This is a genomic window from Paraburkholderia sp. 35.1 (assembly GCF_050436525.1).
GTDB lineage: Bacteria > Pseudomonadota > Gammaproteobacteria > Burkholderiales > Burkholderiaceae > Paraburkholderia > Paraburkholderia tuberum.
In genome coordinates this window covers 1,191,717-1,216,366 of the sequence record NZ_JBNDMJ010000001.1, presented here as the reverse complement: position 1 = coordinate 1,216,366, position 24,650 = coordinate 1,191,717, and the positions used below count along the sequence as shown (strand labels likewise).

Annotated in this window: 20 protein-coding genes and 4 pseudogenes; 11 read left to right on the top strand and 13 right to left on the bottom strand. The window is 60.8% G+C overall.

What is annotated here, in order from left to right; genetic code table 11:
* Positions 1-227: 227 nt before the first annotated feature.
* The 4 genes and pseudogenes from OKW27_RS05850 to OKW27_RS05835 form a co-directional block, all read right to left on the bottom strand.
* Positions 228-1,382, bottom strand: a complete 1,155-nt coding sequence (locus OKW27_RS05850) for an IS110 family transposase (RefSeq protein WP_429332816.1) — start codon at positions 1,380-1,382, stop codon at positions 228-230.
* Positions 1,383-1,617: 235 nt separating this feature from the next.
* Positions 1,618-2,772, bottom strand: coding sequence for an IS110 family transposase (locus tag OKW27_RS05845; RefSeq protein WP_429332815.1), 1,155 nt, complete (start codon positions 2,770-2,772; stop codon positions 1,618-1,620).
* Positions 2,773-2,900: 128 nt separating this feature from the next.
* Positions 2,901-3,770: pseudogene (locus OKW27_RS05840) on the bottom strand (tyrosine-type recombinase/integrase).
* A gap of 202 nt (positions 3,771-3,972) precedes the next feature.
* Complete coding sequence (locus OKW27_RS05835) at positions 3,973-5,595, bottom strand: adenylate/guanylate cyclase domain-containing protein (RefSeq protein ID WP_429332814.1); 1,623 nt, start codon at positions 5,593-5,595, stop codon at positions 3,973-3,975.
* A 475-nt stretch (positions 5,596-6,070) separates the two neighbouring features.
* On the opposite strand from OKW27_RS05835, the pseudogene OKW27_RS05830 reads away from it, so the two are divergent.
* Positions 6,071-7,339: pseudogene (locus OKW27_RS05830) on the top strand (IS110 family transposase).
* Between the two features lie 179 nt (positions 7,340-7,518).
* Here the strand turns inward: OKW27_RS05830 and OKW27_RS05825 are convergent.
* The 3 genes from OKW27_RS05825 to OKW27_RS05815 form a co-directional block, all read right to left on the bottom strand.
* Positions 7,519-8,151 (bottom strand): malonic semialdehyde reductase, encoded by a 633-nt coding sequence (locus OKW27_RS05825; protein ID WP_429332813.1) that lies wholly within the window; start codon positions 8,149-8,151, stop codon positions 7,519-7,521.
* Positions 8,152-8,718: 567 nt separating this feature from the next.
* Positions 8,719-9,507 carry a hypothetical protein gene (locus tag OKW27_RS05820; protein WP_429332862.1) on the bottom strand — a complete coding sequence of 263 codons (789 nt, stop codon included), beginning with the start codon at positions 9,505-9,507 and terminating at the stop codon, positions 8,719-8,721.
* A 481-nt stretch (positions 9,508-9,988) separates the two neighbouring features.
* Positions 9,989-10,315 (bottom strand): HdeA/HdeB family chaperone, encoded by a 327-nt coding sequence (locus OKW27_RS05815; protein WP_429332812.1) that lies wholly within the window; start codon positions 10,313-10,315, stop codon positions 9,989-9,991.
* Positions 10,316-10,608: 293 nt separating this feature from the next.
* Here OKW27_RS05815 and OKW27_RS05810 point away from each other — a divergent pair, with 293 nt between their 5' ends.
* Positions 10,609-11,706 (top strand): IS5 family transposase, encoded by a 1,098-nt coding sequence (locus tag OKW27_RS05810; RefSeq protein WP_429332811.1) that lies wholly within the window; start codon positions 10,609-10,611, stop codon positions 11,704-11,706.
* A 190-nt stretch (positions 11,707-11,896) separates the two neighbouring features.
* A pseudogene (locus OKW27_RS05805) lies at positions 11,897-12,268 on the top strand (hypothetical protein); the annotation flags it as partial.
* Between the two features lie 249 nt (positions 12,269-12,517).
* Here the strand turns inward: OKW27_RS05805 and OKW27_RS05800 are convergent.
* The 4 genes and pseudogenes from OKW27_RS05800 to OKW27_RS05785 form a co-directional block, all read right to left on the bottom strand.
* Positions 12,518-13,102, bottom strand: a pseudogene (locus OKW27_RS05800) (helix-turn-helix domain-containing protein); the annotation flags it as partial.
* Between the two features lie 507 nt (positions 13,103-13,609).
* Positions 13,610-13,738: a hypothetical protein gene (locus OKW27_RS05795; RefSeq protein WP_429332810.1), complete on the bottom strand. Its 129-nt coding sequence runs from the start codon at positions 13,736-13,738 to the stop codon at positions 13,610-13,612.
* Between the two features lie 284 nt (positions 13,739-14,022).
* The gene (locus OKW27_RS05790) at positions 14,023-15,507 is read right to left on the bottom strand and encodes an amylo-alpha-1,6-glucosidase (protein ID WP_429332809.1); all 1,485 of its coding nucleotides are present in this window, start codon (positions 15,505-15,507) and stop codon (positions 14,023-14,025) included.
* A 186-nt stretch (positions 15,508-15,693) separates the two neighbouring features.
* Complete coding sequence (locus tag OKW27_RS05785) at positions 15,694-15,999, bottom strand: IS3 family transposase (RefSeq protein ID WP_429332861.1); 306 nt, start codon at positions 15,997-15,999, stop codon at positions 15,694-15,696.
* A 29-nt stretch (positions 16,000-16,028) separates the two neighbouring features.
* Between OKW27_RS05785 and OKW27_RS05780 the strand changes: the two genes are divergently transcribed.
* The 5 genes from OKW27_RS05780 to OKW27_RS05760 all read left to right on the top strand — a co-directional run bounded on the left by OKW27_RS05780 (position 16,029) and on the right by OKW27_RS05760 (position 20,876).
* Positions 16,029-16,298, top strand: a complete 270-nt coding sequence (locus tag OKW27_RS05780) for a DUF5372 family protein (RefSeq protein WP_090812730.1) — start codon at positions 16,029-16,031, stop codon at positions 16,296-16,298.
* Positions 16,299-16,505: 207 nt separating this feature from the next.
* On the top strand, positions 16,506-16,967 hold the full coding sequence (locus OKW27_RS05775; protein ID WP_090812729.1) for a helix-turn-helix domain-containing protein: 462 nt from the start codon (positions 16,506-16,508) through the stop codon (positions 16,965-16,967).
* An 11-nt stretch (positions 16,968-16,978) separates the two neighbouring features.
* Positions 16,979-17,275 carry a hypothetical protein gene (locus OKW27_RS05770; protein WP_176079011.1) on the top strand — a complete coding sequence of 99 codons (297 nt, stop codon included), beginning with the start codon at positions 16,979-16,981 and terminating at the stop codon, positions 17,273-17,275.
* A complete protein-coding gene (locus OKW27_RS05765) occupies positions 17,272-19,353 on the top strand; it encodes a recombinase family protein (RefSeq protein ID WP_429332267.1) in 2,082 nt (693 codons plus the stop codon). Before OKW27_RS05770 ends, OKW27_RS05765 begins: the two co-directional genes overlap by 4 nt.
* 149 nt (positions 19,354-19,502) lie before the next feature.
* A complete protein-coding gene (locus tag OKW27_RS05760) occupies positions 19,503-20,876 on the top strand; it encodes an IS30 family transposase (RefSeq protein WP_167368848.1) in 1,374 nt (457 codons plus the stop codon).
* A 1-nt stretch (position 20,877) separates the two neighbouring features.
* Here the strand turns inward: OKW27_RS05760 and OKW27_RS05755 are convergent, their stop codons facing one another.
* Positions 20,878-21,417, bottom strand: coding sequence for an IS3 family transposase (locus OKW27_RS05755; protein WP_429332860.1), 540 nt, complete (start codon positions 21,415-21,417; stop codon positions 20,878-20,880).
* Between the two features lie 66 nt (positions 21,418-21,483).
* The gene (locus OKW27_RS05750; protein WP_429332808.1) at positions 21,484-21,801 is read right to left on the bottom strand and encodes a transposase; all 318 of its coding nucleotides are present in this window, start codon (positions 21,799-21,801) and stop codon (positions 21,484-21,486) included.
* A gap of 198 nt (positions 21,802-21,999) precedes the next feature.
* Here OKW27_RS05750 and OKW27_RS05745 point away from each other — a divergent pair, with 198 nt between their 5' ends.
* The 3 genes from OKW27_RS05745 to OKW27_RS05735 are packed head-to-tail and all read left to right on the top strand — an operon-like array spanning position 22,000 to position 24,576.
* Positions 22,000-22,752: a tyrosine-type recombinase/integrase gene (locus OKW27_RS05745; protein WP_429332807.1), complete on the top strand. Its 753-nt coding sequence runs from the start codon at positions 22,000-22,002 to the stop codon at positions 22,750-22,752.
* Entirely contained in the window at positions 22,749-23,690 is a 942-nt protein-coding gene (locus OKW27_RS05740) for a tyrosine-type recombinase/integrase (RefSeq protein ID WP_429332806.1), read from the top strand. Before OKW27_RS05745 ends, OKW27_RS05740 begins: the two co-directional genes overlap by 4 nt.
* Positions 23,683-24,576 (top strand): tyrosine-type recombinase/integrase, encoded by an 894-nt coding sequence (locus tag OKW27_RS05735; RefSeq protein WP_429332805.1) that lies wholly within the window; start codon positions 23,683-23,685, stop codon positions 24,574-24,576. Before OKW27_RS05740 ends, OKW27_RS05735 begins: the two co-directional genes overlap by 8 nt.
* The last annotated feature ends 74 nt before the right edge of the window (positions 24,577-24,650 follow it).

Here is a 24,650-nt window from a genome sequence, read left to right as displayed (position 1 = left end):
ATCGTGAGAAGAACCAGCATTCTCACCGCCTTCTATCCGCTGGCGTATCACCAGCCTTATCCCGCATGCGCGTTACGCCGGAATCATTCGCCCCGGGAACATGCCCCATCTGAAAGTATTCGGTTGCTTCAGCAACCCAGTGTGACCACGGGATGTTCACTTCAACCATGTTTGCCACGTCACTGCCTGGCCAAACCTTTATCTCCTTCCTGCCAAACTGTAGGGGCTTATGTGGACTTCAGCTGTGCGCCGTCAGGGATGACGCCGTCTTTCAGATAGCGCCACAGCGCAATGGCAAGACGTCGCGCGACCGCGACGATGGCGATGCGTCGCGCGCGTCGGTTCGGTCCCGTACCTTGTGTGCGGTGGTTAAACCATTTCGCCAATGCGCTGCCGGGCTGGTAGCGAAGCCAGGTCCAGGCCATCTCGATCAGCAGCGCGCGCACCCGCCGGTTTCCCTGTTTGCTGATCCCCTGGTCGACCTGGCTTTCGCCACTGTCGTAGGGCTGTGGCACGAGCCCGATGCACGCACCGACTTCGCGGCGGTTGTCGAACTCTCGCCAGAATAGCTCGAGGGCAAGGCGCGAGGCGCCTACTTCGCCAATCCCCTGCAGGCGCGCCAGCGCATCGCAACGCTGGCGCGCGGGTGCCGGTACGTTTGCCTGTCGCGTCTTCTCCAGCGCCGCAAGTTGTTGTTCGACGAGTGCGAGGCGTTCGCACTCGCGCATTAAACGCTCACGCAGCTCGTGCGGTAACGGCGCTCCGTCATGGCAGCGCACCTCCTCGCGTTCGAGCCGCTTGGCGAAGGTACGGTGATCGACCGCATCCCAGCAACCGAGCGTGACCAGGAGCTTGCGCATCCGGTCGCGGTGCTGCAGCACTTCCTTCTGCAGTTGGCCGCGCTCGCGCATCAGCTGGCGCGATGCCTCATCCTGCGGTGACGGCACGTGCACAACGTGCATGCGGTCGCGCTCGCCGCGCAGCCATGCGCGCAGATTGATCACCAGCTTGATTACATCGAGCCGGTCGGTCTTCGCGCGCCGTCTGTGACGTTCAACCGGGGTGCTGGCCGGATCGATGACGTAGCACTCGATGCCGTGCACCTGCAGCGCGCGACAGATCCAGAACGCGTCCTGCCCGGCCTCGTAGTTCACGACCGTGCGTACGCCGGCCGGCAGCGACCACTTCTCCTTGTGTGCCTCGATCAGGTCCAGGACCGCCTGCAGACGCGCTGCGGCCTGTGGTTGTGCGAGGGTGTGCACGGCCGGCTTCTCGCGCCGGCCGTCGTGAAGCGCGACTTTCCATTTGGCCGCCGCCAGTTCCAGCGACACTGCCAGCACGAGTACGTCACCATGACCCGTGTATGCCTGATCGGTACGCATGATGTTCTCCTGTAAGCAAACCTCGGCAAGCTGATTTTAGACGTCAGCACGTCGAGGCCCTCGCTTCATAGGATCTGATATACGCGGGTTGGTTACCGCATTACAGTGTTCCGCCCAATGAGCCTGCCGCTATCTGAAGCCGCAAATCGGATGACATCCGCTGCATAGCCGGAGCGCGGGTTACTCGTGTGCCGGGCTACGCCGCCTTCAGGAAACTCCTTCAGATTGCTGCTTTTCAGTGGCCGGCAGGATGAAGCTGGTGTGTTGGCTGTGCACCGCCCGGTACAGCCAGGGACATTGACAGCCGGCCAATGTCCCAGATAAATCCCGCGAGTTCACGGGCCACGGCAACCACAGCGATGTTCGCATTCTTGCCGCGCTCTGCCAGTTTGCGATATCGCCGGCACAGCCGCAACTGTGCGTCCCAGGCTCGATCGGTAATGGGCTTGGGGATGCCTTCTTGCCGACGCTGGATATCTGTACTCACACGTGCGGGAAACCGGTAGCTCCAGGCGGCCTCGACGAGCAGTTTGCGGGCGTAACTGTTGCCGGTTTTCGTAATGCTTCCCTGACGACGCCGCTCTCCGGAAGAGTATTCAGAGGGGGTGACGCCCAGCCATGCCATCAGCTGGCGCGGATGCTCAAAGCGTGACAGGTCTCCGAGCTCCGAAAGCATTCCGATCGCAGTGGTGAACTGTATGCCACGCATGGCCTGAAGGCCCAGTACGGCCGGATAAAAGCGCCACTCGAGCACGGCCTCGCGCAGCGCCACCTCGAGACGCTCACATTGCGCGAGCCTGTCCTCGATCGTGCGACGGTGTTCGTCGAAGGCCAGTTGCTGCCAGTGACTTGGAAACGAATATGAGCTGATCCATCGCCGGTGCGCGGGTCCCCAGTTAGCGGTACCGGTATAACCTACACCATGCGCGAGCAGGAATGACTTCAGCCGTTGCCGCGCGTGCCTCAGATCGGCTTTGGCCGCTGCCCACGCACGGGCCAGATCGCGGAATGCTTCATCGTCTACGCCCGGCACATACACTGCTGAGAGGTCGCCCGCGCGCAGTGCGCGCACTAGCTTGATCGCGTCCCGCCGGTCTGTCTTGACGCGATCACCGGGCTTTCTGGGAATCAGCGATGGCGCGCACACCATGCAGTCGAATCCTTTCTGAACCAGTTCCCGGTAAAGCCCATAACCGCATGGACCGGCCTCGTAGACCACGCGCACGTGTCGCCCTTTGGACTGCAGACGTTTGCACAACCGGTCAACATCAGTCTTCGTCGTTCCGATCCTGCCCAACTGCTCCACTTCGCCCATGCCCAGCGCATAGGCGACCGCGATCGAGTCCTTGTGAACATCGAGCCCTACATAGACTGTGCTATCGTTTTCCATTGCTGGCCTCCGTGACGGAAATCGCCGGGTGTGGCCCTGTCCACACCGTGCGGCTCTGGCAGTCATGCTAACCCGCGTTTGTTTTCACACGCCAGGCCAGCCTTCCACCTCACGGGAAGTCATACTATCTATACAGGTCCAGGATCATGTACAGGTGGAACCATCGACCTGTTACCGTTGCCGGCAGAAACGAGTGCGGTGGTCTCGAGCTGCCGGTGCCCGAGCAGGACCTGGATCAGGCGGATATCGACCTTCTGTTCGAGCAGGTGAGTCGCAAAGCTGTGACGCAGCGTGTGCATGGACACGCGCTTGTCGATGTTCGCGGCCTCGGCGGCGGCATGGATGGCGCGGTTCAGTCCCTCGGGGTCAGCGGGTCGACGGGATCCATCCCCGGGAACAGCCATCCGCCCTTGAGCATGCGACCCTGCGCGTGGGCCACGCGCCACCAGACACGCAGGCGTTCGAGCAGGACCGGCGAGAGCATCGCGTAGCGGTCCCGGCGGCCCTTGCCCTGCTCGATACGCAGCGTCATGCGCTGGCTGTCAACGTCGCCGACCTTCAGCGCCACCACTTCACTGGCACGCAGGGCCGGTGCCGTAGGCGACCGACAGCGCGGTCTGGTGCTTCAGGTTGCCGGCGGCGGCGATCAGGCGGCCCACTTCGTCGGGGCTGAGCACGACCGGTAGCGTGCGGGGCACGCGCACCGGCTGCATCCTCGCCATCAGCTCGGGCTGGTGGAGCGTGATCTCGAAGAAGAACTTCAGTCCGGTGATGGCGGCATTCAGCGACACGGGCGAGATGCCGTGGTCGACCAGATGCAGTTGGTAGCGCCGCAGGTCCTCGACGGTGGCGGTGCCGGGCGGGCGCCCGAGGAACGCGGCGAACTGAAGGACCACGCGGACATAACCGGCTTGCGTCTTCGGTGCGAGCTTGCGCATGCGCATGTCGTCGATCATGCGCTGGCGCAGCGGACTGATATCCTGGCTGGTGTGAGTCATGGCTCTGCTCCCGTTGAACGACGAGGCGGATTGCCTCGCCCTTCAACATGAAAACAGAGTCGGTTTCCTCTCCGGGACCACTAACGTCGGCCGGAGCCCCTTACCGCGCGAGCGGTTTCGTCCTCCGCGGTAATACGGGACCGTCGGCTCGGATGTGTCAAGCGACACTACGCGGTCTGTGAGCGTGGCGCCGCGGGCGTGGTCAGGCCCGAGGCATCTGCGCCGCCTTGGACAGCACACGGACGGGCACCAGATCATCGCGGCCTCTCAGGCGTGCGGCAAGCTGCGGCAGGCCTGCGGCCGGAACGCCGGCATGCTGGAAGACCTGTTCTGAGACGATCGCCTCGCAAGCGATCTCCTTTGTCAACTGCTCAAGTCTCGAGGCCACATTCAACGGGTCACCAATTGCAGTGAATGTGACGTGCTCGCGAAAACCAATCTCACCCATTACCGCCGCGCCGCAATGCAATCCGATCCCAAAGCGAATTTTCGTTTGCAGCTGCTGCTCGAGCATAGCGCTGAGCTCGTCAATATTGGCCGCCACCAGCGGCACTGCGCTGAGAGCCTGACGACAGGCGGTCGACGGCTCGCTGCTTAAGCCAAATATCGCGAGCACTGCGTCCCCCAGGAACTGATTTGGCAGGCCGCCCGCCTGGACTACGGCAGAGCTGACCGCACTCAGGAAGCGGCTGGCCAAGAATATGGTGTCGAACGGTAACTGTGCCGCCGCAAGCCTCGTGGAATCCCGCATATCCACGAACATGAACGCCGCGAATCGCTCTTGCGGCATAACGTCCCGCTGGCGCCGCTGCAAGAAGGCCGTCGATGCTGCGGGAGGCACCATTGGCCACACGGAGAGGTCATGGGCCGGTCGCAATTGGCAGGCGAGGCGCACTGTCTGCGGATCAGCCCCCAGTCGCTCCAGAACGCGACGCTCCGCTTCGGCAGGCGCGGGCAGCGGAACATCGCTGAGCACGCGTACCCGGCACAACGTGCATCGGGCGCGCCCACCACACATGCTGGCATGCGGAACACCGGCCATGCGGCTAGTCTCAAGTACCGAAAATCCGCGCGGCGCAAATATTTTTCGCCCGTCCGGATACAGAACGCCGAGCCGCCCGACCTGGCGTTCCCGCACCGTGCGCACCAGCCGCGCGGCAAGCACCAGCAGCAGCGCACCGCCATCGAAGAGCAAAAAGTCATTGCGCAGTTCGGCGAGCCAAAGTTTTTGCGGTCCGGTTCCAACGATCGTCGGTCGTGTCGCCGCGGCGCGCCAGACAGGATCTCGCGCGAGCGCGATCACTTCCCGTCCGCCCTGTAAGAAGCCTAGAAGCGCGAGCACCGGGAGCAGGACGGCAGCGCTCAGCAGCAAGCTCCGCCACGCTCCGAACCATGGTTTCAATCGCAACCAAAACCAGATGCCGTAACACCCATGCAGCCAGGCGACCACCAACAGCATCAACTGCACACCGCCAAAGAACGGTGAATCGATCCAGAACGAGTACAGTTCCTGCGCGTAGCCCTTGTTCAGGCCGAACTCGGCAAAGGCGACCCGCGTATTCGCAAGATGGTTGGCTAGCAGCGGCGGTATGCACAAGCCGAGAACGAGTTGCGCAACCTCGCCCGGAGTCCAGTGCAGCGAGCGCCGTTCGTACAAAGCCCACAGACCCAGGAAGAAATGCGTCACGAGCGCGCTGTACAGCACGACCGTTCCAAGCCATCCCTGCCAGACGTACTTCTGCACAAGCAGATCACGCTCCAGCCATGCGAGCGAGATATTCCCCAGCGCGTGATTCAGGAGATGCGTGCCTACGTAGGTGAACATCACCAGTCCGGTACTCAGCCGGACCGATCGCACACCCGCCGGCCGCAACCATCGTAGGTAGGGAACGTGTAACATGCTCTAGCTCCTCGCGTCACGATGCGCGCCAGTTCTTGCCCGCCGAGCGATTACACTCGCGAATTGCTTTCCTCTGCAGTGCAGGCAGCAGCGTGAGCGCCTGTTAGTGCACAGTCGAATGGTCCATTGATCGACCCTGTATAGATAGTCCGTTCCGCTTTCACTGATACTGGTAGCACTGGCAGCTTGCTGCCAGCGCAAGCGGAACATGCACCCGCGGGCTACGAATATCTCGACCCAAACGCCTGGACGTTTGCGGCTTTAGCTCCAAGTCCACAGGTGCGCTTGCGCTCGTCAACGAATACTCAGGGTTCGCCGTCGCACCGGCTCACTATATTGGCTTCGCAGAGCGCAAGCATGCATGTCCCTGCCAGACAATCTATCACTTGCAGAGGTTCACATGTCGCCTCTATCGGATCAGCAGTTTGCAGCGTATGTAGGCATCGACTGGGCGGATACGAAACACGATATCTGCCTGCAGGCTGCCGACGACACCAGGCGAGAGTTCAGTTGTGTTCCCATCAGGTCGCATGCATTGATGAGTGGGCAAATGGATTGCATCAGCGCTTTGACGGGATGATCGCAGTTGCCCTCGAGCTGGCAAGGGGACCAATAGTTTCCGCGCTTCAGAAGTATGATTTCCTGGTCCTCTTTCCGTTTAATCCATCGACGCTCGCAAAATACCGCGAGGCGTTCAAACCGAGTCGGGCCAAAGACGATCCCACCGATGCCAAACTGGCACTCGATCTGCTGCTTTGCATCCCGAGCGGTTCGCTCCGCTGAGGCCGCAAAGCGCGGGTATGCGTTGTCTGATGAGCCTGATCGATCAGCGCCGTGAAATGGTCGGCGACAAGACGCGATTCACTAACCGTTTATGCAATACGCTCAAACAGTATTACCCGCAGGCGCCGGAGTGGTTCGCGCACATCGACACGGTACTGTTCTGCGACTTCATCGCGCGTTGGCCGACGCTTTCGGCCGTCAAACGCGCCCACCGCAGTACCCTTGAGGCGTTCTTCCATGCGCACAACTGCCGCCGCCCCAGGCTGATCGAAATGCGTCTGGAGTCCATTCGCTCGGCCACCCCTCTGACTGAAGATCCCGGCATCCTCTCACCCTGCCGGCTGCACGCGTTGGCGCTGGTGGCACAACTGCGAGCGGCTCTCGCTGGGATCGATGTGTTCGACAGCGAGATTGCGACGGTCGCGCGAACGCTACCTGCGTTCGCCCTGTTTGAATGCCTGCCGGGAGCGGGCCCACATCTGACACCGCGGCTGCTTGCCGCATTCGGCGAGCAGCGTGAGCGCTTCAGGCACGCTGCTGAACTGAGAAGTATTCCGGCATTGCGCCGGTCACTGAGCGCAGTGGCAAGAAATGCTGGGTGCACTGGCGCTGGCAATGTCCGACGTGCCTGCGCCAGACCTTCGTGGAATGGGCCGGCCAGACAATTAACAAGTCATTCTGGGCGGGCGCTTACTACCTGCAACAGCGATCGAAGGGCAGTTCGTATCAGGCCGCCGTCGGGGCATTGGCGTTCAAGTGGATACGGATCCTCTAGCGCTGCTGGCAAACACGGACACTGTACGACGAGAGCGTCTATCTGAATGCATTGAGGAAGCGGGGCTCGCCTCTCCTCGGAAGCCTCGCACTGCCCCCTCGAAATACTTGACGGACGGACTCAGGGCGTGAAGTCGTCATTCAAAGCCCACCTCTGGTGGCCGCAATGCGGTATTTCGCCGTCAGGCAGTGACCGGCCCGCTTCGAACGTTCGCACGCGCTTTCAGGCAGACATTCGAACGTCGGCTTCTCCGCTTTAGTCAACGGACGGCGAAACCGGGTTCCTGCTGGTCAGAGCAATTTGCAGGCCACGTCAAAATCTAGGCGTGGGCTGCGCGGGAACAGCCCTGCCGGATCACCATAGCCCAGATTGCAGAGGAAATTCGACTTGATGTGGCTGTCGGGAAAGTACTCCTGCTGGAAGGTGCCCTCGTGTGCGCTCGCGGGAAAAAATTCATGGTCAACCTTTGCATGATCGAACCCGGACATCGGACCACAATCCAGTCCGAGCGAGCGGGCAGCCAGGACGAAATAGGCCCCTTGTAGCGAACTATTGCGCCGTGCCGTGACCTCGGCCAGCTCCGGTGTGTCGGCGAACCAGGCTCGCGCATCTGCGTGCGGGAAGAGTTTGGGCAGCTTGTCATAGAACTTGCCGTCATAAGCGATGATGGCTGTCACCGGTGCGCTCATCGTCTTGTCGATATTGCCTGGTGCCAATGCCGGCAGAAGTCGTTGCTTCGCGTCCTGAGTGCGCAGGAACAGAATACGTGCTGGGCTGCAGTTTGCGCTCGTTGGGCACCACTTCATCAGCTCGTAGAGTTCGCGCAATGTGTCATCACTGACCGGCTTAGGCAGCCAGCTATTGTGGGTTCGAGCCTGACGGAACAGCAGATCCATCCCTTCTCCATTCAATCGTTTCTCCATATTTGCCTCCCAGCGGAAACGGACGTTGCAAGTTGCCTTCCTGCATCAACAACCGCGAATTGTTGGAGGGCCGTACGCCGTCCAAGCGTTTCGTGAACATCACGCAGCTGATCATCGATGATCTGAGCGCAGCCCCGTTCGGGTGTTATAGACGTACCACGCGTCGTCCATGGAAAAATTTGCGCGGTCGGGTACCAGTGACGCTTCGGGGAGCACCCTGCTGGACTGTAAGGAAGTCGGCATTTCCGAGCAGATCAGTCTGACTCCGATCACTTTCGAACGAGAGAAGGTGTAGCGACGCGTTGCCCGCCTCAATTAACCGTTGCAAAGGGTCACAGCTTACGCGCGACCATCACGGCGCCGCGATCCAGCTCCGTGCAAGCAGAGTATGTCAGATGTCCCTGCGCTGTCTCACGCTAATGTTCAATGCCGCTATTCCAGGTAGCGGCGTCTCCCGCGCACAATCCGGCTTGGTGACACTCAGCAGCTGCGGCTTCCTCTGTCTGATTCGAAACCGGCGCCCCGAGAGAGGTTGTGTCGAAAAACAATCCAGGGTTTTTTACTTCTTTACTTCGACAGATGCAGCTTCTTCGATAGCACGATACCCCGCTGCGGGCTCACCAGCCAGATGGCGTGAATGTTGGTGTACAGCGTCGAGGTTCTTGTTGTGATGTCTGTGGGCTCGTCGTCGCTGGGATCGCTATGTTCGCGTCGGTCGGTCAGGTAAGGCGGCGCCATGCTACACATCAGCACAATCGCGAAGTCTCCATTCGCTTCGTAGAACGCCGACTGCGAGAGTGTCACGCGTCCGTGAACCCTGGTTTTGCTCCGTTCGCCGGACTTGAGCTCAATCAGATCGATATGTTGGATGTACCCCTTGGCCTTCGCCTCCGGCGCCACCACAAGCCCTCGACCGCGTGGTCCGGTTATGGTCTTCTTGAGCAGGATCACTCCCGGATTGTCGTCATCGGATAGATCTACGTTTACCGTCAACAGGTGCGTCTTTGACTGATATCGTATTCCGTAGGGCGCCGGTACGACGAAAGCCAGCTCGCGGTCGAGACTGGCTTTCGGCAAGTCGAGATCGCTTGGCGCCTTAAGGACAGGGACGTGGATCAGGTTCCTGATGCGATCGCTCAACGAAGGAGAGTTGGCATTGAAGCTCTGGTCCGCCAAGGCGTCCCTGATGGCAACCGGGTCGTCGCCCACGAAAGGCCGAGTCGACAGGACATCTGCAGAGGCAGAAGTTTCAGGCTCAGTCGCACGGGTAACAGTGGCTGAGTCTGCCGACGTCCCGGCGTGCGCCAGCAGCGACATGCAAATCAGGGCGCAAGCGGCGTTCGAACGGACCAACATGGTTTTAAGATCAGCCACGACAAACCCCTCTAGGATCAAGGCAGTCTATCGCAAAGCCTTGCACGGTCAACTCGACCGCGCGACAGCGGCCGTAGGCACCGGCATGATCCGTTCTTCGTCAGCTCAGCAATCCCAACGGCAGCTATAAAGGCCGAGAACTTCCCGGCCAAGACGGCTGCTCGAATGGCTCTTCCACTTTGGAAGCTGCCGTAGCGATCGCGTCGGGTCGAAGGGCAGATGTGGGTCGGCTGCTGTCGATCGCTGCATCGCGCTACCTTGGCGTGCATATGCCGCTTGCATGAGGCACTGAACGGCCAGGAAGCGCCGGTCGCCTGTATCGCCAGGCAGACTCTCGAGTGAGCATTTTGCACCAGCAAGCGGCCGTTCGCGCGCCGATCTCATCCACGCAACCGCGGGCATCCGCAGTCCGCGCGGCCGCCTCGTCCTCTCACGTGCACTGACATGGACCCGACCGGCCCACTCAGTGATGGTCGAAAAGAGCGAGTTGACCGCTCTTGTACATCTGCCGGACCTTCGTACGAAACGACGCCTTCGGCGACTTCTGGCACTCGGCAACAAGCGCGCCGATTGGTGTCGCAGTGTCCTTCACCATCGTGTCAGTTTCCGTTACGCCGAGCTTGTCGACTCCCGCCACGTAGTAGACGACAGCGGGTCGGTAAGCTTCATCCACCGCCACGAAGTCCTCGCATTTCATTTTCAGCGGATTCATTTTTGTCGGGGCTTGCGCCCATGCCGGCATCACGATAGCGGCTCCCAAAAGACAGGTGGCAGTCACAAAGCGCTTCATGTAACACTCCCAGACTCATGCGGGGGACGGCAAAAAAGGCCGCCCGCTATCGATGACCCTCGGAAAGAACAAGGGAACTGACCGATTCGGCGATTCCGCAAGGTCTGCGTGCTGCGTGCGGAATTTCCCTCAAGCACTATCGACGCTGTCGGGAGTAAAGACAATTGGACTTTGGTCGTATATCGCGCCAACTTGACTCAGAACCTAGCAGGCTGCTGAAGTACCGGTGGTAATGTCATCGCGGAAGGCCTCTGAAGCGTTGATGGAAGGCCCCTACTTGCCCCCTGGAGATCATGCGCGGCGCCGATACGTTCACCGAGAGTTTGTTTTCCATGCGCAAGCTGGACGAGTTCGTTCCGAAGTCGCATCCGTTGCGTTCGATCCGCGTGATGGCGAACGAAGCCCTGGCGAAGATGGATCGGTTGTTTGCCGGGATGTACGAGGCCGACATCAAGGGTGGGCGGCCGAGCATCGCGCCGGAGAAGTTGCTGCGAGCCATGCTGATCCAGGTGCTCTACAGCATCCGCTCGGAGCGCCAACTGATGGAGCAGGTGCAATACAACCTGCTGTTTCGCTGGTTCATCGGCTTGGCCATGGATGACGAGGTCTGGGTGCCCACGGTCTTCACGAAGAACCGCGAACGTCTGGTCAAGCATGATGCGGTGATCGAATTCTTCAACGAAGTGGTGGCGATCGCCGAGAAGAAGTGCCTGCTCTCGGGCGAGCACTTCAGCGTGGACGGCACGCTGATCCAGGCGTGGGCGGGGCACAAGAGCTTCGTGCCCAAGGACAGTGACGATCAGGACAGCGACGGCGGCAGCGCGGGCGACTTCAAAGGGGAGAAGCGCAGCAACGAGACACATGAGTCCAAGACCGATCCCGATGCACGGCTGTATCGCAAAGGCAATACGGCCAGCGAATTGCGTTACATGGGCCACACGCTGACCGACAATCGACATGGCTTGGTGGTCAACGCGTGCGTGACGCGCGCTGACGGGCATGCCGAGCGCGAAGCGGCCAAGGTCATGATCAACGACGCGCGGCAAGCAGCAGAAGATGCGAACGCAGAGATCACGTTGGGCGCAGACAAGGGTTACGACGCTCAGGAATTCATCGAGGCATGCCAGCAGATGAAGGTCACGCCACACGTTGCGCAAAACACCTCGGGGCGGCGTTCGGCAGTGCCCGATACGATTGCCTCGAGCGTGGGCTACGCCATCTCGCAGCAAAAGCGCAAGTTGATCGAACAAGGCTTCGGGTGGGCCAAGACCGTGGGGCGCATGCGCCAGGTGATGGTGCGCGGCTTGAAGAAAGTGGACCAGATGTTCGTGTTGAACATGGCCGCCTACAACCTCGTGCGCATGCGATCGCTGGCACAAATCCGCCCGTAGTGGCCCAAGAGGCGGTAATGAAGCCCGAAATCGGCCTCAAACCGCCAAAAAAACGTTGAATTCGCGTTGAAATTGCACAATACGCTAAAACTTGCGGCAGGAGCTGCATAGGCGCAGAAAGGCTGCTTCCGCCGGAGTATATTTCAGCAACCTGCTAGGCGGCGTCGGTTCGACGTGGCGTCCCCCGGAATTGCCCGCCATGCGCCAGTCGCGGGGGGCAAGGACGGCAACGAGAGCCATCTCGCAGCTTGTCGATCCCAACCGAGCGGTGCGCCAGGCGCGCACGGATTTCGATCGCGCGCCGACCGTCGCTCATCGGATGCGGTTGGGTGCGGCGCTGCTCGACGCAGGAAATGCCGCCGAAGCTCTGGAGCATTCCCGAGCGGCAGCCAGTGGGCCGTTCTCATCCGATCCGGCCTTACTCGAACGGCTGGCGCGTGCGCAGTTTGCCAACGGCGATGCTTCGGCCGCCCAAGACGCGCTAGAAAAACTATTCGCCGTCCATCCCCTCGCCCGCCAGCAACCCGAGCCCACTTTGCTGTATGCACGGGCCTTGGATGCCGCCGATGTACGTTTCCTGCCGAAGATAGGCTGCCGGCGTTATGCCGGCTGGCACAGGTCCTGCGGAGTGAGCCTTTGGCGCACGCGTGCGACGGCTGGACCAGCCAGCTGTCGGAGGCTAGTCGATGCCCTCCCGGCTTTCGCAAGCTTAGCACCGGGAAACCAGTTCCCGAAGGCCGGAGCAACTCAGATGCCCGTGGATGCTCGTAGGCCGCCTTCAGTCGCACAGCGCCGCCGTTTGCACGCGAACCGAACTTTCCGTTCGTCCAAAGGTCGATTCGCTCGCCGTGAAATGCAGGCGCATCAGCCGGCTCGTCGCGTCGTCGACGTACACCAGCAGCGTCCACTGCGGCGCCCGTTCCTCGAACCAGCGATGGTCGCTGGCGTCGATCTGGATCAGCTTGCCCAGGCACGCGCGCCGCGCGCGCGGCTGGCAGACCTTCGGCAGGCGTTGCCGACGCGGTATCCACAGGCCGGTGTCCGTCATCAGCCGTCTGACCGTTTCCCTGGCCAGGCGAATGCCGTGGCACTCCCGCAGCTTCTCGCAGGCCAGCGTCGGCCCAAAATCCGGGTAGCGCTCGCGAATGATCGCCAGAGCCCGCTGGGCCAGATTCTCGTCCAGACGCCGGTTACCCTGGCGGCCACGCTTGCGCGAGGCCAGTCCAGCCGTGCCCGATTCCTGGTATCGGATCACCAGACGCTCGATCTGCCGCACAGTCAGACCCACCCGTTCAGCCGCGCGTCCGGGCTTCAGCCCCATGTCCACAACAGCCTGGATCACGTTCAACCGGTCGAGTTCGCGCACGTTCAATGTCATCAGTGTGGCTGGATGCATCGCCGGCTCCGTAGTCCCACGAGGAACCGGCCAGCATACCGAGGTCCAAACACGACATTTCTAAATGGCCAGAACACGACATCTCTATAAAGCTACTACACAGCCTGGAGCCATTCAATCAGGTCGGCGCAGACTGGAGCGCGTGTTAGCGGAACCGATGAATCGGACGGCGGGGCCAGCGTGGTAGCCGAGGCAAGTCAGCTGGCCACCACAAGCGGAGCGAGCAGAATACGAGAGAGCGTCATTATGGCCATTCCTTTTGTATTAGGGAATACCCTGTAAAGTAGGCTTTATATGGATAAATAAAGTTAAACCGATGCAACCGAGCGTCGATAACGCAGTGCTTGCATCGTCTGTCGGTGCAAACTGAGGCACGCTGCCGGCGGAGGATGGACTGAACCTACCGCAAGGAAACGGAACGTCTGATCCCGTGGGCAATGGCTCTGATAATCACGTTGGCGAGGTGGTCGCGTAACATTGCGCGGTGAAGAAGACAAAATCGCTTTATCACGGCCACCGGTTCCCGACGGTTATGAGCCACGCAATTCGATGCGTACCGATATAACTTTGCACGGTATTGGCTGCGAGGTTGCGCAGGCGCAAATCCTCGATCATGCGTCGACGTAATGCCGTCATGGCGAACTCCTTCGAGATGGACAGGAACGAACTGCACTGCCATCGTCGCATTCGAAGGAACGCGTCTCGCGGGCGACGCCGAAGCCGCGACCGTCGGCCAACCAACTGCTCCCGCGTTAGCGGGTCGGTTCAAGAAAAGTTATCCTAATAGCCTCATCGCAATGCGCATTTTTAACCGGTTTTGCGTTCTCGCCCGGCGGACGATGTACTTCAGTCCCCTTTGCCCCAACCCCCAATGCCTTGCTTGACATCTCGCAAGATACGGAAGCTGGACGAGGCTGCTTCTACGGGCGACCGGTACCGTCGGCACCAAGCTTCAACAAATCGCTCCAAACTGTCATCTCGCGTCGTGCGACTGATGTTGGATCACCTCGCACGACCTCAAACTCCGTCGTCCTGCCCGCACGCGAGAAGCGGAGGTCGAAGATCTGCTCACCAACGCGCAAATCTCTGAGCGTGATATCGTCCAACCAGGGTGGCAGAACCGGGTCGACGTACAGCATCCGGTGCGGCGCATCAGGCTGCAGGCCAAGGAGCGCTTGCAGCAGTGAGAAAACCGATCCCGCGGCCCATGCCTGTGGCACATTGGCACCCGGATACTGGACGGGAAAGTTCGTTGAGTTCCGATTCAGACCACCAAAGAGTTCAGGCAATTGATCCAGCGCGAAGAAGCGCCCTGCACCGCATACGTCGTGCATGATCTGACCGGTCTCCCCGGCATAGCCATAGCGCTTGAATCCCTGCGCAATCAGGCCGTTGTCATGTGGCCAGACCGAACCGCTCTGGTAAGAATAGGGGTTATAAGCGGGGTGAGTGGCTGAAAGCGTTCGTATGCCCCATCCGCTCCACATGTCTGGCTGCATGAGTCGCGCCACGACTCGTCCTGCACGCTCGGGCGGGACGATACCGGACCACAGACAGTGGCCAGGGTTGGACGCGACGCTGAGGACTTTCTTCTTCTCCCCGTCAAGTGCGAACGCATAAAAGCCGGTCGCCTCGTCCCAGAATGCCTCATTGAACCGTGTGAAGAGCGCGGCCGCTTGCTTGCGCAAGGCGGTCGCCGAATCAGCATCGCCCAGCGCGTCGTAGATTTGCGCCATTCGAAGCCACGCATCGTAGACGTAGCCCTGCAACTCACAGAGCGCCTTGGGCCCCGTCACCAGCGTCCCGTCGGGATACACCACCGCGTCGCCAGAGTCCTTCCAGCTCTGGTTTTCAAGACCGGCCGACGAGCGCGTCGCATATTCCTGAAAACCATCACCATCGCGGTCGCCATAACGGTCGATCCACTCAAGGCACCGTTTCGCGGTCGCGAGGTGACGATTCAGCAGTTCGTGATCGCCGGTGCAGCACCAAGCAGCATGCAAGGTGATAAGGTAGAGAGGCGTCGCGTCCGCGGTTCCATAGTATGGGGTGTGAGGCACCAGCTTGAGTCGGGCCAGCTCTCCCAGACGCAGTTCGTGCATGATCTTGCCCGGCTCCGCATCGCGATATTCATCGCACTCGGTCGCCTGCCAGACTCCAAGCACGTCCAGTGTCCCACACGCAAAATCGGAATAGACGAGCAAGGTTTGCAGCGAGGTGATCAGGCTGTCACGGCCGAAAAGCGCCACGAACCATGGCAGTCCCGCAGCCGGCACAAGTCGACTACGGCTCGCACCGTGAACGGGAAGCCGCAATGCCGCGAGGTCATCAGTTGCCTGACGAAAGAGGCGCAGCAACGCATCGTTGCTGCTCTCCAGTTTGAGCACCGCGCCCTGCCAGTCCAAGAGCCGCCTGCGGTTTTCCGAACAGTCGCCGTCATGTCCCGCGCACCAGTCTGGCGCCGAATAGCTTTTGTGGCCATCCGAGAGATCGTAGGTGAGACAGCTATGCCAATGAGCGCCAGGCGCCAGTTCGATATCGAATGTGAGTCTGAGGTTGACCCGGTTCGACGGATAGATTTGCAGTTGAGTTTAATGCGGTGTGGCACCTCCCGATAAGATCAAATCGCAGGTTGTCCACGGCCGGGCGGCGGGTCGCCTGTCAAGACCACGACGCTGCCCGGCGGTGGGCAACCCGCGCGACGATAAGCTTTGATTTTGCGCATGCAGGTTTTCGAATTCGAGCGGCGAACAGTAGCCGATGCTGCTGTGGAGGCGGCGTATGTTGTACCAGCTCTCCAGAAACGAGAACAGACGCCGCCTTGCCTGTTCGTGGGTCGCGAAGTGTTCGCGACAGAGCAGTTCGGCTTCGAGCGTGCCGAAGAATGACTCGCACATCGCGTTGGAGTTCGCAGACAACTGCGCCCGTGAGTGACGTTGAAAGCCGACGTTTTCAGGTAACTCATCCGTACCATCCCCTTCATTTGCAAGAATTCGAACTGGTCCTTCACGCCCGGAACTGGCATGAGGACAGGGTTTGGTTTCACGACGCGAATGGCCGACTGCGGGCGCTGCCCGCCAGCTGGACGAGCGTCGTCGGCGAGGACCCATTCAACGTGGTCGCCGCCGGACGCGCCTTGTTTCGTGTGGAAGAACTGCTTGAACTGGGGCGTTTGATCGCGACGCTGGAGCCATGACAACGCAAGCACTGTAAAGCCAAATACGCCGCATGTGTAAATGCAATTACGCCTGACGTCGCCTTGTATTACGATCCGCTGTGCCAGAGATAATGCTTTGCTTTCCGGATGAAATCGATGATATTTCATAAATCGGCCTTGTATATCCTGACGTTTTGTACATAATTGTATTTACACTGACTTGCCCGCCTTCCTTGGAGTTCGTGCATGGCGACAGACCGACGCAAAGAGGACAAGCACCGCGCGCTGCGGGAACAGGCGAGCCTCAATCCGCGCTCCGATGCCGTGACTCATCCGCTGTTTCGCGACGGCGACTTCTTCGACCCGCACGATCTGCTGCAGGTCAAGTACGAGATGCTGCGCGCGGTGCACATCGACAAGTGGTCCATCAGCGAAGCCGCCAAGGCGTTCGGCTTCTCGCGGCCATCGGTCTATCAGGCCCAGGCGGCCTTCGAGGACGCGGGTCTGGCCGGTTTGATCCCCCACAAGACGGGCCCGCACAGCGGCCACAAACTGACACCGGCGGTGATGGAGTTTTTGAACCGGGCGCGGGTTGCCGAGCCGGCTGTGCGAGCGGAGCGACTGGCCAGCCTGGTGCACCAGAACTTCGGCGTACAGGTTCATCCGCGCAGTATCGAACGGCAGTTCCTGCGCCAAAAAAAACCGTAACGAAACCGTCTGTGTCATTGCCGGAGCGTGCGCTGTGCAATGACGGACTGGTCTCGCGTTATGAAGATCTGAGACAACAGGCACTTGGACTGCCGTGCGAGATTCCTCGCGGTCAGGGCCTCGTGCTGTTGATGCGCAGCGGCATGAGAGCGTGGATGCAGGCATGGGCGCAGTGCGCGACCACGGTTGTACGGCGGCAGCCGCCGCCGCCGGGTGAGGCAGAGATCGTCCCCTTCAAGCTGCATCAGGAGGCGACGATGATTCTGGCTTCAATGCTTCTATATGGGCGTCAGGAGGCAACAGCATGAAGAGCGATCCTCACCAGAAGGTCCAGGCGAGTCATCTGAAGCGCAACGCCTATCTGTATATCCGGCAATCCACATTGCGCCAGGTGTTCGAGAACACCGAGAGCACCAAGCGCCAATACGCTCTGCGCCAACGGGCCGTCGCCCTGGGGTGGTCCGAGGACCGCATTATTGTGATCGATAGCGACCTCGGCCAGTCGGGCGCTTCGTCGGCGGACCGGGAAGGCTTCCAGCGCCTGGTCGCCGAAGTCGGCGTGGGGCATGCCGGCATCGTGCTTGGACTGGAAGTATCGCGCCTGGCGCGCAACTCCACCGACTGGCACCGGTTACTCGAGATCTGCGCAATCACCGACACTTTGATCCTTGATGAGGATGGCGTATACGATCCTGCCCATTTCAACGACCGGCTGTTACTGGGGCTGAAGGGCACCATGAGCGAGGCCGAATTGCATGTGCTGCGCGCACGACTGCAAGGAGGAATCCTAAGCAAGGCGAGGCGCGGTGAGTTGCAGATGCGCCTGCCCGTCGGCTTCGTGTATAACGCCACGGGCACGGTCGTTCTCGATCCGGACCAGCAGGTCCAGCACTGTCTGAGGTGGCTGTTCGACACCTTCCGCGGTACGGGATCGGCGATGGCCACCGCACGCGCTGCGCATCACCTCGAGCTGGCGTTTCCGCGACGGTGCTGCAAAGGTCCACACAAAGGCGAACTGCTGTGGGGCAGTCTCGGTCACAGCCAGGTGGTGCGCATTCTGCACAACCCGAGGTATGCCGGCGCGTTCGTCTACGGTCGCACGCATACGCGCAGGACAGTCGATGGACGCACGCGTGTGATTCGCGCCCCGCGAGACCAGTGGGATACGCTGATTCTGGGTGCCCATGCCGGTTATCTGTCCTGGGAAGAGTACGAGCAGAACCAGAAGCGTTTGCATGAGAGCGCACAGGTGATCGGAGCCGACCGGCGCCGTGGCGCGCCGCGTGAGGGTCCAGCACTTCTTCAGGGACTCGTGGTCTGTGGTCGATGCGGGAACCGCATGACGGTCCGTTATCACAGCCGCCAGGGCGGCTTGTGTCCCGAGTACATCTGCCAGCGCGAAGGCATCGAACAGGCCGAACCGGTCTGCCAGCGCATCCACGGCGCGGCCATCGATGAGGCCATTGGCGAACTGCTCGTCGAAGCGCTCAATCCGCTTGCCATTGAGGTGAGCCTGGCGGTTCAGCACGAACTCCAGTCCCGCATCGAAGAAGCCGACCGTCTGCGTCACAAGCAGGTGGAGCGTGCCCAGTATGAAGCCGATCTGGCGCAGCGTCGCTACATGCGCGTCGACCCCGAGAACCGGCTGGTTGCTGACTCACTCGAAGCGGACTGGAACCATAAGCTTCGAGCGCTGACTGAGGCTAACGAGGACTATCGGCGTCGCCGCGAACAGGACGCGCGCATTCTGACGGACGAGCAGCGCGCCGTCATCGTCTCGCTGGCGTCCAACTTCCCCCGGCTATGGCGCGATCCCGCCACGCCCGACCGGGAACGCAAACGCATGATGAGGCTGCTTCTGGAAGACGTCACCCTGAACCGCGACCAGCAGGTTACCGCACACATCCGCTTCAAGGGCGGCGCTCACCGGACCCTCAGGCTGCCGTTGCCGCTGAAATCGTGGCAACGATGGATCACCCCCGCCGCGGTGATCGAGGAGATTGACGCATTGCTCAATCACCATACTGTCCTGCAGATCGCGAATATACTGAACGAACGTGGTACGCCGTCGGGCACGGGTAGGCCCTTCAATGCAAAAATGGTCGCGCGCCTGCAGCGTAACTACTGTCTGAAGCCACGCTATGACCGGTTGCGCGAAGCGGGTCTCCTGACGCTGCAGGAGATGGCCGACGCGCTGCACGTCACGCCGACGAGCGTAAAGATATGGAACCGTCGCGGACTCATCCGCGGTCACGCCTACAGCGACAAGAACGAGTGCCTGTACGACCCACCGGGCAATAACGCGCCCAGAAAGGCGATGGGCGTCAAGCTGTCCTGCCGGCGTCGCCACCCCGACGTCGTTTCTGATCGCCGCGAGGAGGTGTAGTGTGAAGCGCAAGCCTTGTCATAAGCGTCGCCGGTGGTCCCCATCGACGGTTGTACGCCGGCGTCTCGGCAGCGCCGCCCGAAGGCAATGGAGGTGTATTGGGCGGATTCAACCGGTCGTTGCAACACCTTTGATCGAGGAGGTGTTGCATGGGACGAAGTGCAAAGCAGGTGTATCGGTTGACAGGGCGAGAAGCGATGTACTCGCCGGGTGCGCCATCACTTGGACATGTGATGGAGCGTCGGTATTGGCAACAGATCGCAACGGGCATTACAAGCGAGAAAGCAGCGGAGGCGGTAGGCGTATCTCAAGCGGTAGGCTCGCGCTGGTTCCGCTATCGTGGCGGCATGCCACTATTCATGTCGAAACCTATCGCTGGTCGATACTTGTCGTTCGCTGAGCGGGAAGATATAGCGTTGCTCTCGGTACAAGGTCTTGGGGTACGCGAAATTGCCCGGCGTCTTGGACGCAGTCCGTCAACCGTTTCGCGGGAACTCACACGCAATGCGGCAACCCGTGGTGGGTGCCTCGAGTATCGTGCTTCGGTCGCGCAGTGGAAGGCGGAACGGTTCGCCAAACGACCAAAGCCAGCGAAGCTGGCGACGAACGCACGGCTGCGCCAATACGTACAGGAGCGCCTTGAGGGCAAGGTACATGACGCTGATGGTCGTGAAATTGCGGGGCCCAGGCAGGCACCGTTCAAGGGGCGCAATAAACCACATCGCGGTGACCGAAAGTGGGTCAACGGCTGGTCACCTGAACAGATTGCCAATCGATTGCAAGCTGATTTCCCGGATGATGAATCTATGCGCATCTCTCACGAAGCCATTTATCAAGCGCTCTATATTCAAGGGCGCGGTGCGCTCAAGCGCGAGCTGGTGGGTTGCCTTCGCACCGGGCGCGCGTTGCGCGTTCCCCGAGCGAGAGCGCGTGCCAAGGCGTGGGCGCACGTCAGCGAGGAGGTGATGATTTCCAGCCGGCCTGCAGAGGTGCAAGATCGTGCTGTGCCAGGCCATTGGGAGGGCGACCTGATTATCGGCTTAAACCGATCAGCCATCGGGACGTTGGTGGAAAGATCAAGCCGCTTTACGATGCTCGTGCACTTACCTCGCGAGAAAGGCTATGGGCTAATTCCACGCACGAAAAACGGGCCTGCGCTGGCCGGCTACGGAGCTGTTACGATGGCCAACGCACTCAAGAAGACCGTGGCGGACTTGCCTGCTCAGTTGTGGCGATCATTGACCTGGGATCGTGGCAAGGAACTGTCCGATCACGCCCGCTTCACGATCGAGTCCGGCGTGAAGGTGTTCTTCGCTGACCCGCACAGCCCATGGCAGCGTGGTACGAACGAAAACACCAATGGCCTTCTACGACAATACTTTCCAAAGGGCACAGACCTGTCCCGGTGGAGTGCTCGCGAGATCCAGGCCGTTGCTAACACATTGAATACCAGGCCCCGGAAAACACTCGGCTGGAAGACGCCTGCGGAGGCCTTGGACGAATACCTAAAATCTGTTCAATAATCTAGTGTTGCGACGACCGGTTGAATCCGCCTTGACAGCCTTGATCGGAATGTAGAATCACACCGTCATGGCGTCGCTGCTGCAACGCCATGTCAAACGCCCGCAACATCAGTTCGGTGTACAGATGGTTGGACATCGCCCAGCCGACGACGCGACGGCTGAATACATCCAGCACAACCGCCAGATAGAGGAATCCTTCACCCGTGGGTACATAGGTCGCGTCTGCGACCCACAGCACGTTTGTCGCCTCGGCACTGAAGTGCCGGCGCACCAGATCAGGCGCACGCCGGGCGCCTGCGCGTGGCCGTGTGGTGCGCGGCCAGCGCCGCCGGCTTGCCCCGCACAGACCCGCCATACGCATGAGGCGCGCCACCCGCTTGCGCCCCACGTGTATGCCTTCGCGCGCGAGTTGCGCATGAATACGCGGTGCCCCATACGTGCCGCGCGAGCTTGCATGGAGCGTGCGGATATGCGCGAGCAGTTGCGCAGTGCGCATCGCTACGCGTGCGCATCGCGGGCTCCCGCACCAGCCATGTGTAATAGCCGCTCGTCGAGACGCCGAGCAGCCGTGCCATCATCGCGATGGGCCAGCGGGCCCGGTTCGCTTTCATGAATCCGTACCGCCCTTCGGTAGAATGGATCCCGTCTCCCTCGCGAACCAGGCTGCCGCGTGAGAGAGTATGTCGCGCTCCATCTTCAGTTGCCGGACTTCGCGACGCAACCGTGTGAGCTCCTGGCGTTCGGCTGTGGTCAGACCGTCATGCCGCACACCTGTGTCGCGATCAGCCTGCGCCACCCAGTTGTAGATGGTCTGTGCAGTCGGCTCGAACTCCTTTTCCAGTTCCTCCGGCCTGCGTCCGGCCTTCACCAGCCCGACCATTTGCGCCCGAAATTCCGCCGGGTACGGGGTACGATGCTTGCCCATAATCGGCACCTCCTTCTCCAAAGGATAGATGTCCGTTTTTGCGGGTCAACTTCAGACGACGTTGTCGAGGGGTTTGCGCAATCCTTAAAACGCGATCAGGGTTTGGCCGTTGTGACCGTTGAGTCCTATGCAAGGTGGACACGCAAATTTCTGGTGTGGCGGTTCGGCCAGGGAGAAGTCTGCTTGCGGGACGTTCGCGTGACCGACGCCAGCGCTTTCGTTAAGAGCGAGGCAAAGCGCATGGCGCCAGCCGCCCTGAAGAACGTTGTCACGGCACTGCGGTCCTTCCTTCGTTACGCCCAGTTTCGCGGCGAGGTTACCGCGGGACTTGCTGCAAGCGTGCCAGCGGTAGCCAGTTGGGCAAGCACACCTCCCATCCCCAGAGCCATTGCAGCCGAGCACGCGCAGCGCGCAATCGACAGCTGCGACCGCCGGAGCGCGGTGGGCCGACGCGATCGAGCCGTGCTGCTGCTTCTGGCAAGACTGGGACTTCGAGCCTGCGAGATCGTCAGGTTGACGCTGGACGACGTCGACTGGGACTGCGCTCAATTGCGTGTGCGTGGCAAGGGTGGCCGCGAGAGTCTCCTGCCATTGACCGCCGACGTGGGCGAGGCGATCGCCGCCTATCTCGAGCGCGGGCGTCCTGCCAGTCCAGATCGGCACCTCTTCCTTCGATCCCTGGCACCGATACGCGGGCTGATGGAAGGGTCGGACGGTATCGGCACGATTGTGCGCCACGCGCTCAATCGCGCCAAAGTCGACGCGCCGCACCGCGGCTCGCACCAGTTCCGGCACGCCTTGGCTGTTCGCATGTTGCAACTCGGTGCGTCGTTCCCGGAGATCGGCCAGGTTCTTCGCCATCGTAGCCCGCAGTCCACGAGCGTTTATGCGAAGGTGGATGTCAGCGCACTTCGGAAGTTGGCTATGGCCTGGCCAGGAGGTGCACGATGAACTCGATTCGAGAGGCGCTCCAAGAATATCTCGACCTGCGACGCAGCCTGGGCTTCAAGATGCACGATGCCGGTTTGCTGTTGCCCCGGTTCGTCAGTTTCATGGAGACGCGGCATGTCGAGCATATCAGCACCGGCCTCGCTCTGGAGTGGGCGCAAAATCCGTCGGTTCAACCCGCAGAATGGGCTAGACGCCTTTGCTTCGTGCGCGGCTTTGCCCGCCACCGCAGTGCCACCGACACCCGCACAGAAATTCCACCGGTCGGCATGTTGCCCCATCGGTCTACGCGAGCCAGACCTTATCTATACACGGAGGCGGAAGTACGGCGCTTGCTGGACGCGGCATTGGAGTTGCCGGTGGCGTGGCCGTCGACGCCGCTGCGGCCCAGGGTGTTCCATTGCCTCATCGGCTTGCTCAGCGTTACCGGCCTGCGTATCAGCGAAGCGCTAAACCTCGAGCTTGGTGACGTGGACCTCGAAGACGCCGTCCTGACGATTCGCGGTGCCAAGCTCTGTCGATCGCGCCTGGTCCCAATTCATCCTACCACCTGTACCGTCCTGGCTGACTACCTCAGGCGCCGCAAACAGTTCCTCGGTCGCCAGGTCTCGTCCAACGTGTTCGTCACGAGTCGCGGCACCCGGCTCGACATAGGTCGCGTTCATCGGACGTTCTACGCGCTGTCACGGCAAACGGGACTGCGTGCCGAAGGCGCAAGCAAGGGACCACGGTTGCATGACTTCCGGCATCGCTTCGCCGTTGAAGTGCTGATATGTTGGTATCAGTCTGGAGAGGATGCCTGGCGCTTGTTGCCGGTGCTGTCGACCTATCTTGGGCACATCTATGTGGCCGGCACGTACTGGTATCTGAGCGGGTCGCCCGAGTTGATGGCACAAGCGATGGATCTCCTGGAACGCCGTTGGGAGAGTCATCATGATTAGGGAGCCCAGCTTCGCCGCCTTGCTGGAGAAGTTCTTCATCCAGCGTCTGATGCACCAGCGCCAGGCCAGTGTGCATACGATCGCATCGTACCGCGACACATTCCGGTTACTGCTGGAATTTGTACAGCGACGCCTGCATAAAGCGCCATCCACTCTGGCACTGGAAGACATCGATGCGCCGCTGGTCGCGGACTTCCTCGATGAACAGGAGCAGGTTCGCGGCGTCACAGCTCGAACGCGTAACCTGCGCTTGACGGCAGTGCACTCATTCTTCCGGTATGCGGCCTTCGAGATGCCGTCACACTCAGCGCGCATCCAGCGCGTGCTGGCCATCCCGGCCAAGCGCTTTAGCCGCGCATTGGTCCCATTCCTGAGCCGACAAGAGGTCGATGCGTTGCTGGCCGCGCCGGACCAGCAGACTTGGGCAGGTCGCCGCGATCACGCTCTATTGTTGTTGGCGGTGCAGACGGGGTTACGCCTGTCTGAGCTGACCGGCCTTCGGCGCGAGGACCTGCACGTTGGCGCCGGCGCGCACGTACGCGTGTTTGGCAAGGGGCGCAAGGAGCGTTGCACGCCATTGAGCAAGAGCACCCGCGCCGTATTGGTCGCGTGGGTTCGAGAGCCACCGCGGGCCGGGAATCAGCCACTGTTCCCAAATGCGCGCGGCGGCCGGCTGAGCGCACACGGCGTCCATTACCTGCTTCACAAGTATGTGTTGGCGGCCTCGGAGAAATGCTCTTCGCTGAAGAACAAGCGCGTGAGCCCGCATGTGTTGCGACACACGACAGCGATGGATCTGCTGCAAGAAGGCGTCGACCCCTCAGTCATCGCACTCTGGCTCGGTCACGAATCGGTGGAAACCACACAGGTCTATTACCGACAGTAGATCGTTATGTAGAGTAGCAACGTCAAACGCATCGTGAGAAGGCATCAGGTTTGAACAACTGCACATAAAATTTC

What these genes read in the sequence shown, in the direction of transcription:
- OKW27_RS05760 (WP_167368848.1), top strand. Translation starts at nt 19,503, where the DNA reads ATGGGACGAAGTGCAAAGCAGGTGTATCGGTTGACAGGGCGAGAAGCG.
- OKW27_RS05740 (WP_429332806.1), top strand. Translation starts at nt 22,749, where the DNA reads ATGAACTCGATTCGAGAGGCGCTCCAAGAATATCTCGACCTGCGACGC.
- OKW27_RS05825 (WP_429332813.1), bottom strand. Translation starts at nt 8,151, where the DNA reads ATGGAGAAACGATTGAATGGAGAAGGGATGGATCTGCTGTTCCGTCAG.
- OKW27_RS05835 (WP_429332814.1), bottom strand. Translation starts at nt 5,595, where the DNA reads ATGTTCACCTACGTAGGCACGCATCTCCTGAATCACGCGCTGGGGAAT.
- OKW27_RS05735 (WP_429332805.1), top strand. Translation starts at nt 23,683, where the DNA reads ATGATTAGGGAGCCCAGCTTCGCCGCCTTGCTGGAGAAGTTCTTCATC.
- OKW27_RS05775 (WP_090812729.1), top strand. Translation starts at nt 16,506, where the DNA reads ATGGCGACAGACCGACGCAAAGAGGACAAGCACCGCGCGCTGCGGGAA.
- OKW27_RS05850 (WP_429332816.1), bottom strand. Translation starts at nt 1,382, where the DNA reads ATGCGTACCGATCAGGCATACACGGGTCATGGTGACGTACTCGTGCTG.
- OKW27_RS05810 (WP_429332811.1), top strand. Translation starts at nt 10,609, where the DNA reads ATGCGCGGCGCCGATACGTTCACCGAGAGTTTGTTTTCCATGCGCAAG.
- OKW27_RS05820 (WP_429332862.1), bottom strand. Translation starts at nt 9,507, where the DNA reads ATGTTGGTCCGTTCGAACGCCGCTTGCGCCCTGATTTGCATGTCGCTG.
- OKW27_RS05845 (WP_429332815.1), bottom strand. Translation starts at nt 2,772, where the DNA reads ATGGAAAACGATAGCACAGTCTATGTAGGGCTCGATGTTCACAAGGAC.
- OKW27_RS05750 (WP_429332808.1), bottom strand. Translation starts at nt 21,801, where the DNA reads ATGGGCAAGCATCGTACCCCGTACCCGGCGGAATTTCGGGCGCAAATG.
- OKW27_RS05815 (WP_429332812.1), bottom strand. Translation starts at nt 10,315, where the DNA reads ATGAAGCGCTTTGTGACTGCCACCTGTCTTTTGGGAGCCGCTATCGTG.
- OKW27_RS05765 (WP_429332267.1), top strand. Translation starts at nt 17,272, where the DNA reads ATGAAGAGCGATCCTCACCAGAAGGTCCAGGCGAGTCATCTGAAGCGC.
- OKW27_RS05785 (WP_429332861.1), bottom strand. Translation starts at nt 15,999, where the DNA reads ATGTGCGAGTCATTCTTCGGCACGCTCGAAGCCGAACTGCTCTGTCGC.
- OKW27_RS05795 (WP_429332810.1), bottom strand. Translation starts at nt 13,738, where the DNA reads ATGACGGCATTACGTCGACGCATGATCGAGGATTTGCGCCTGCGCAAC.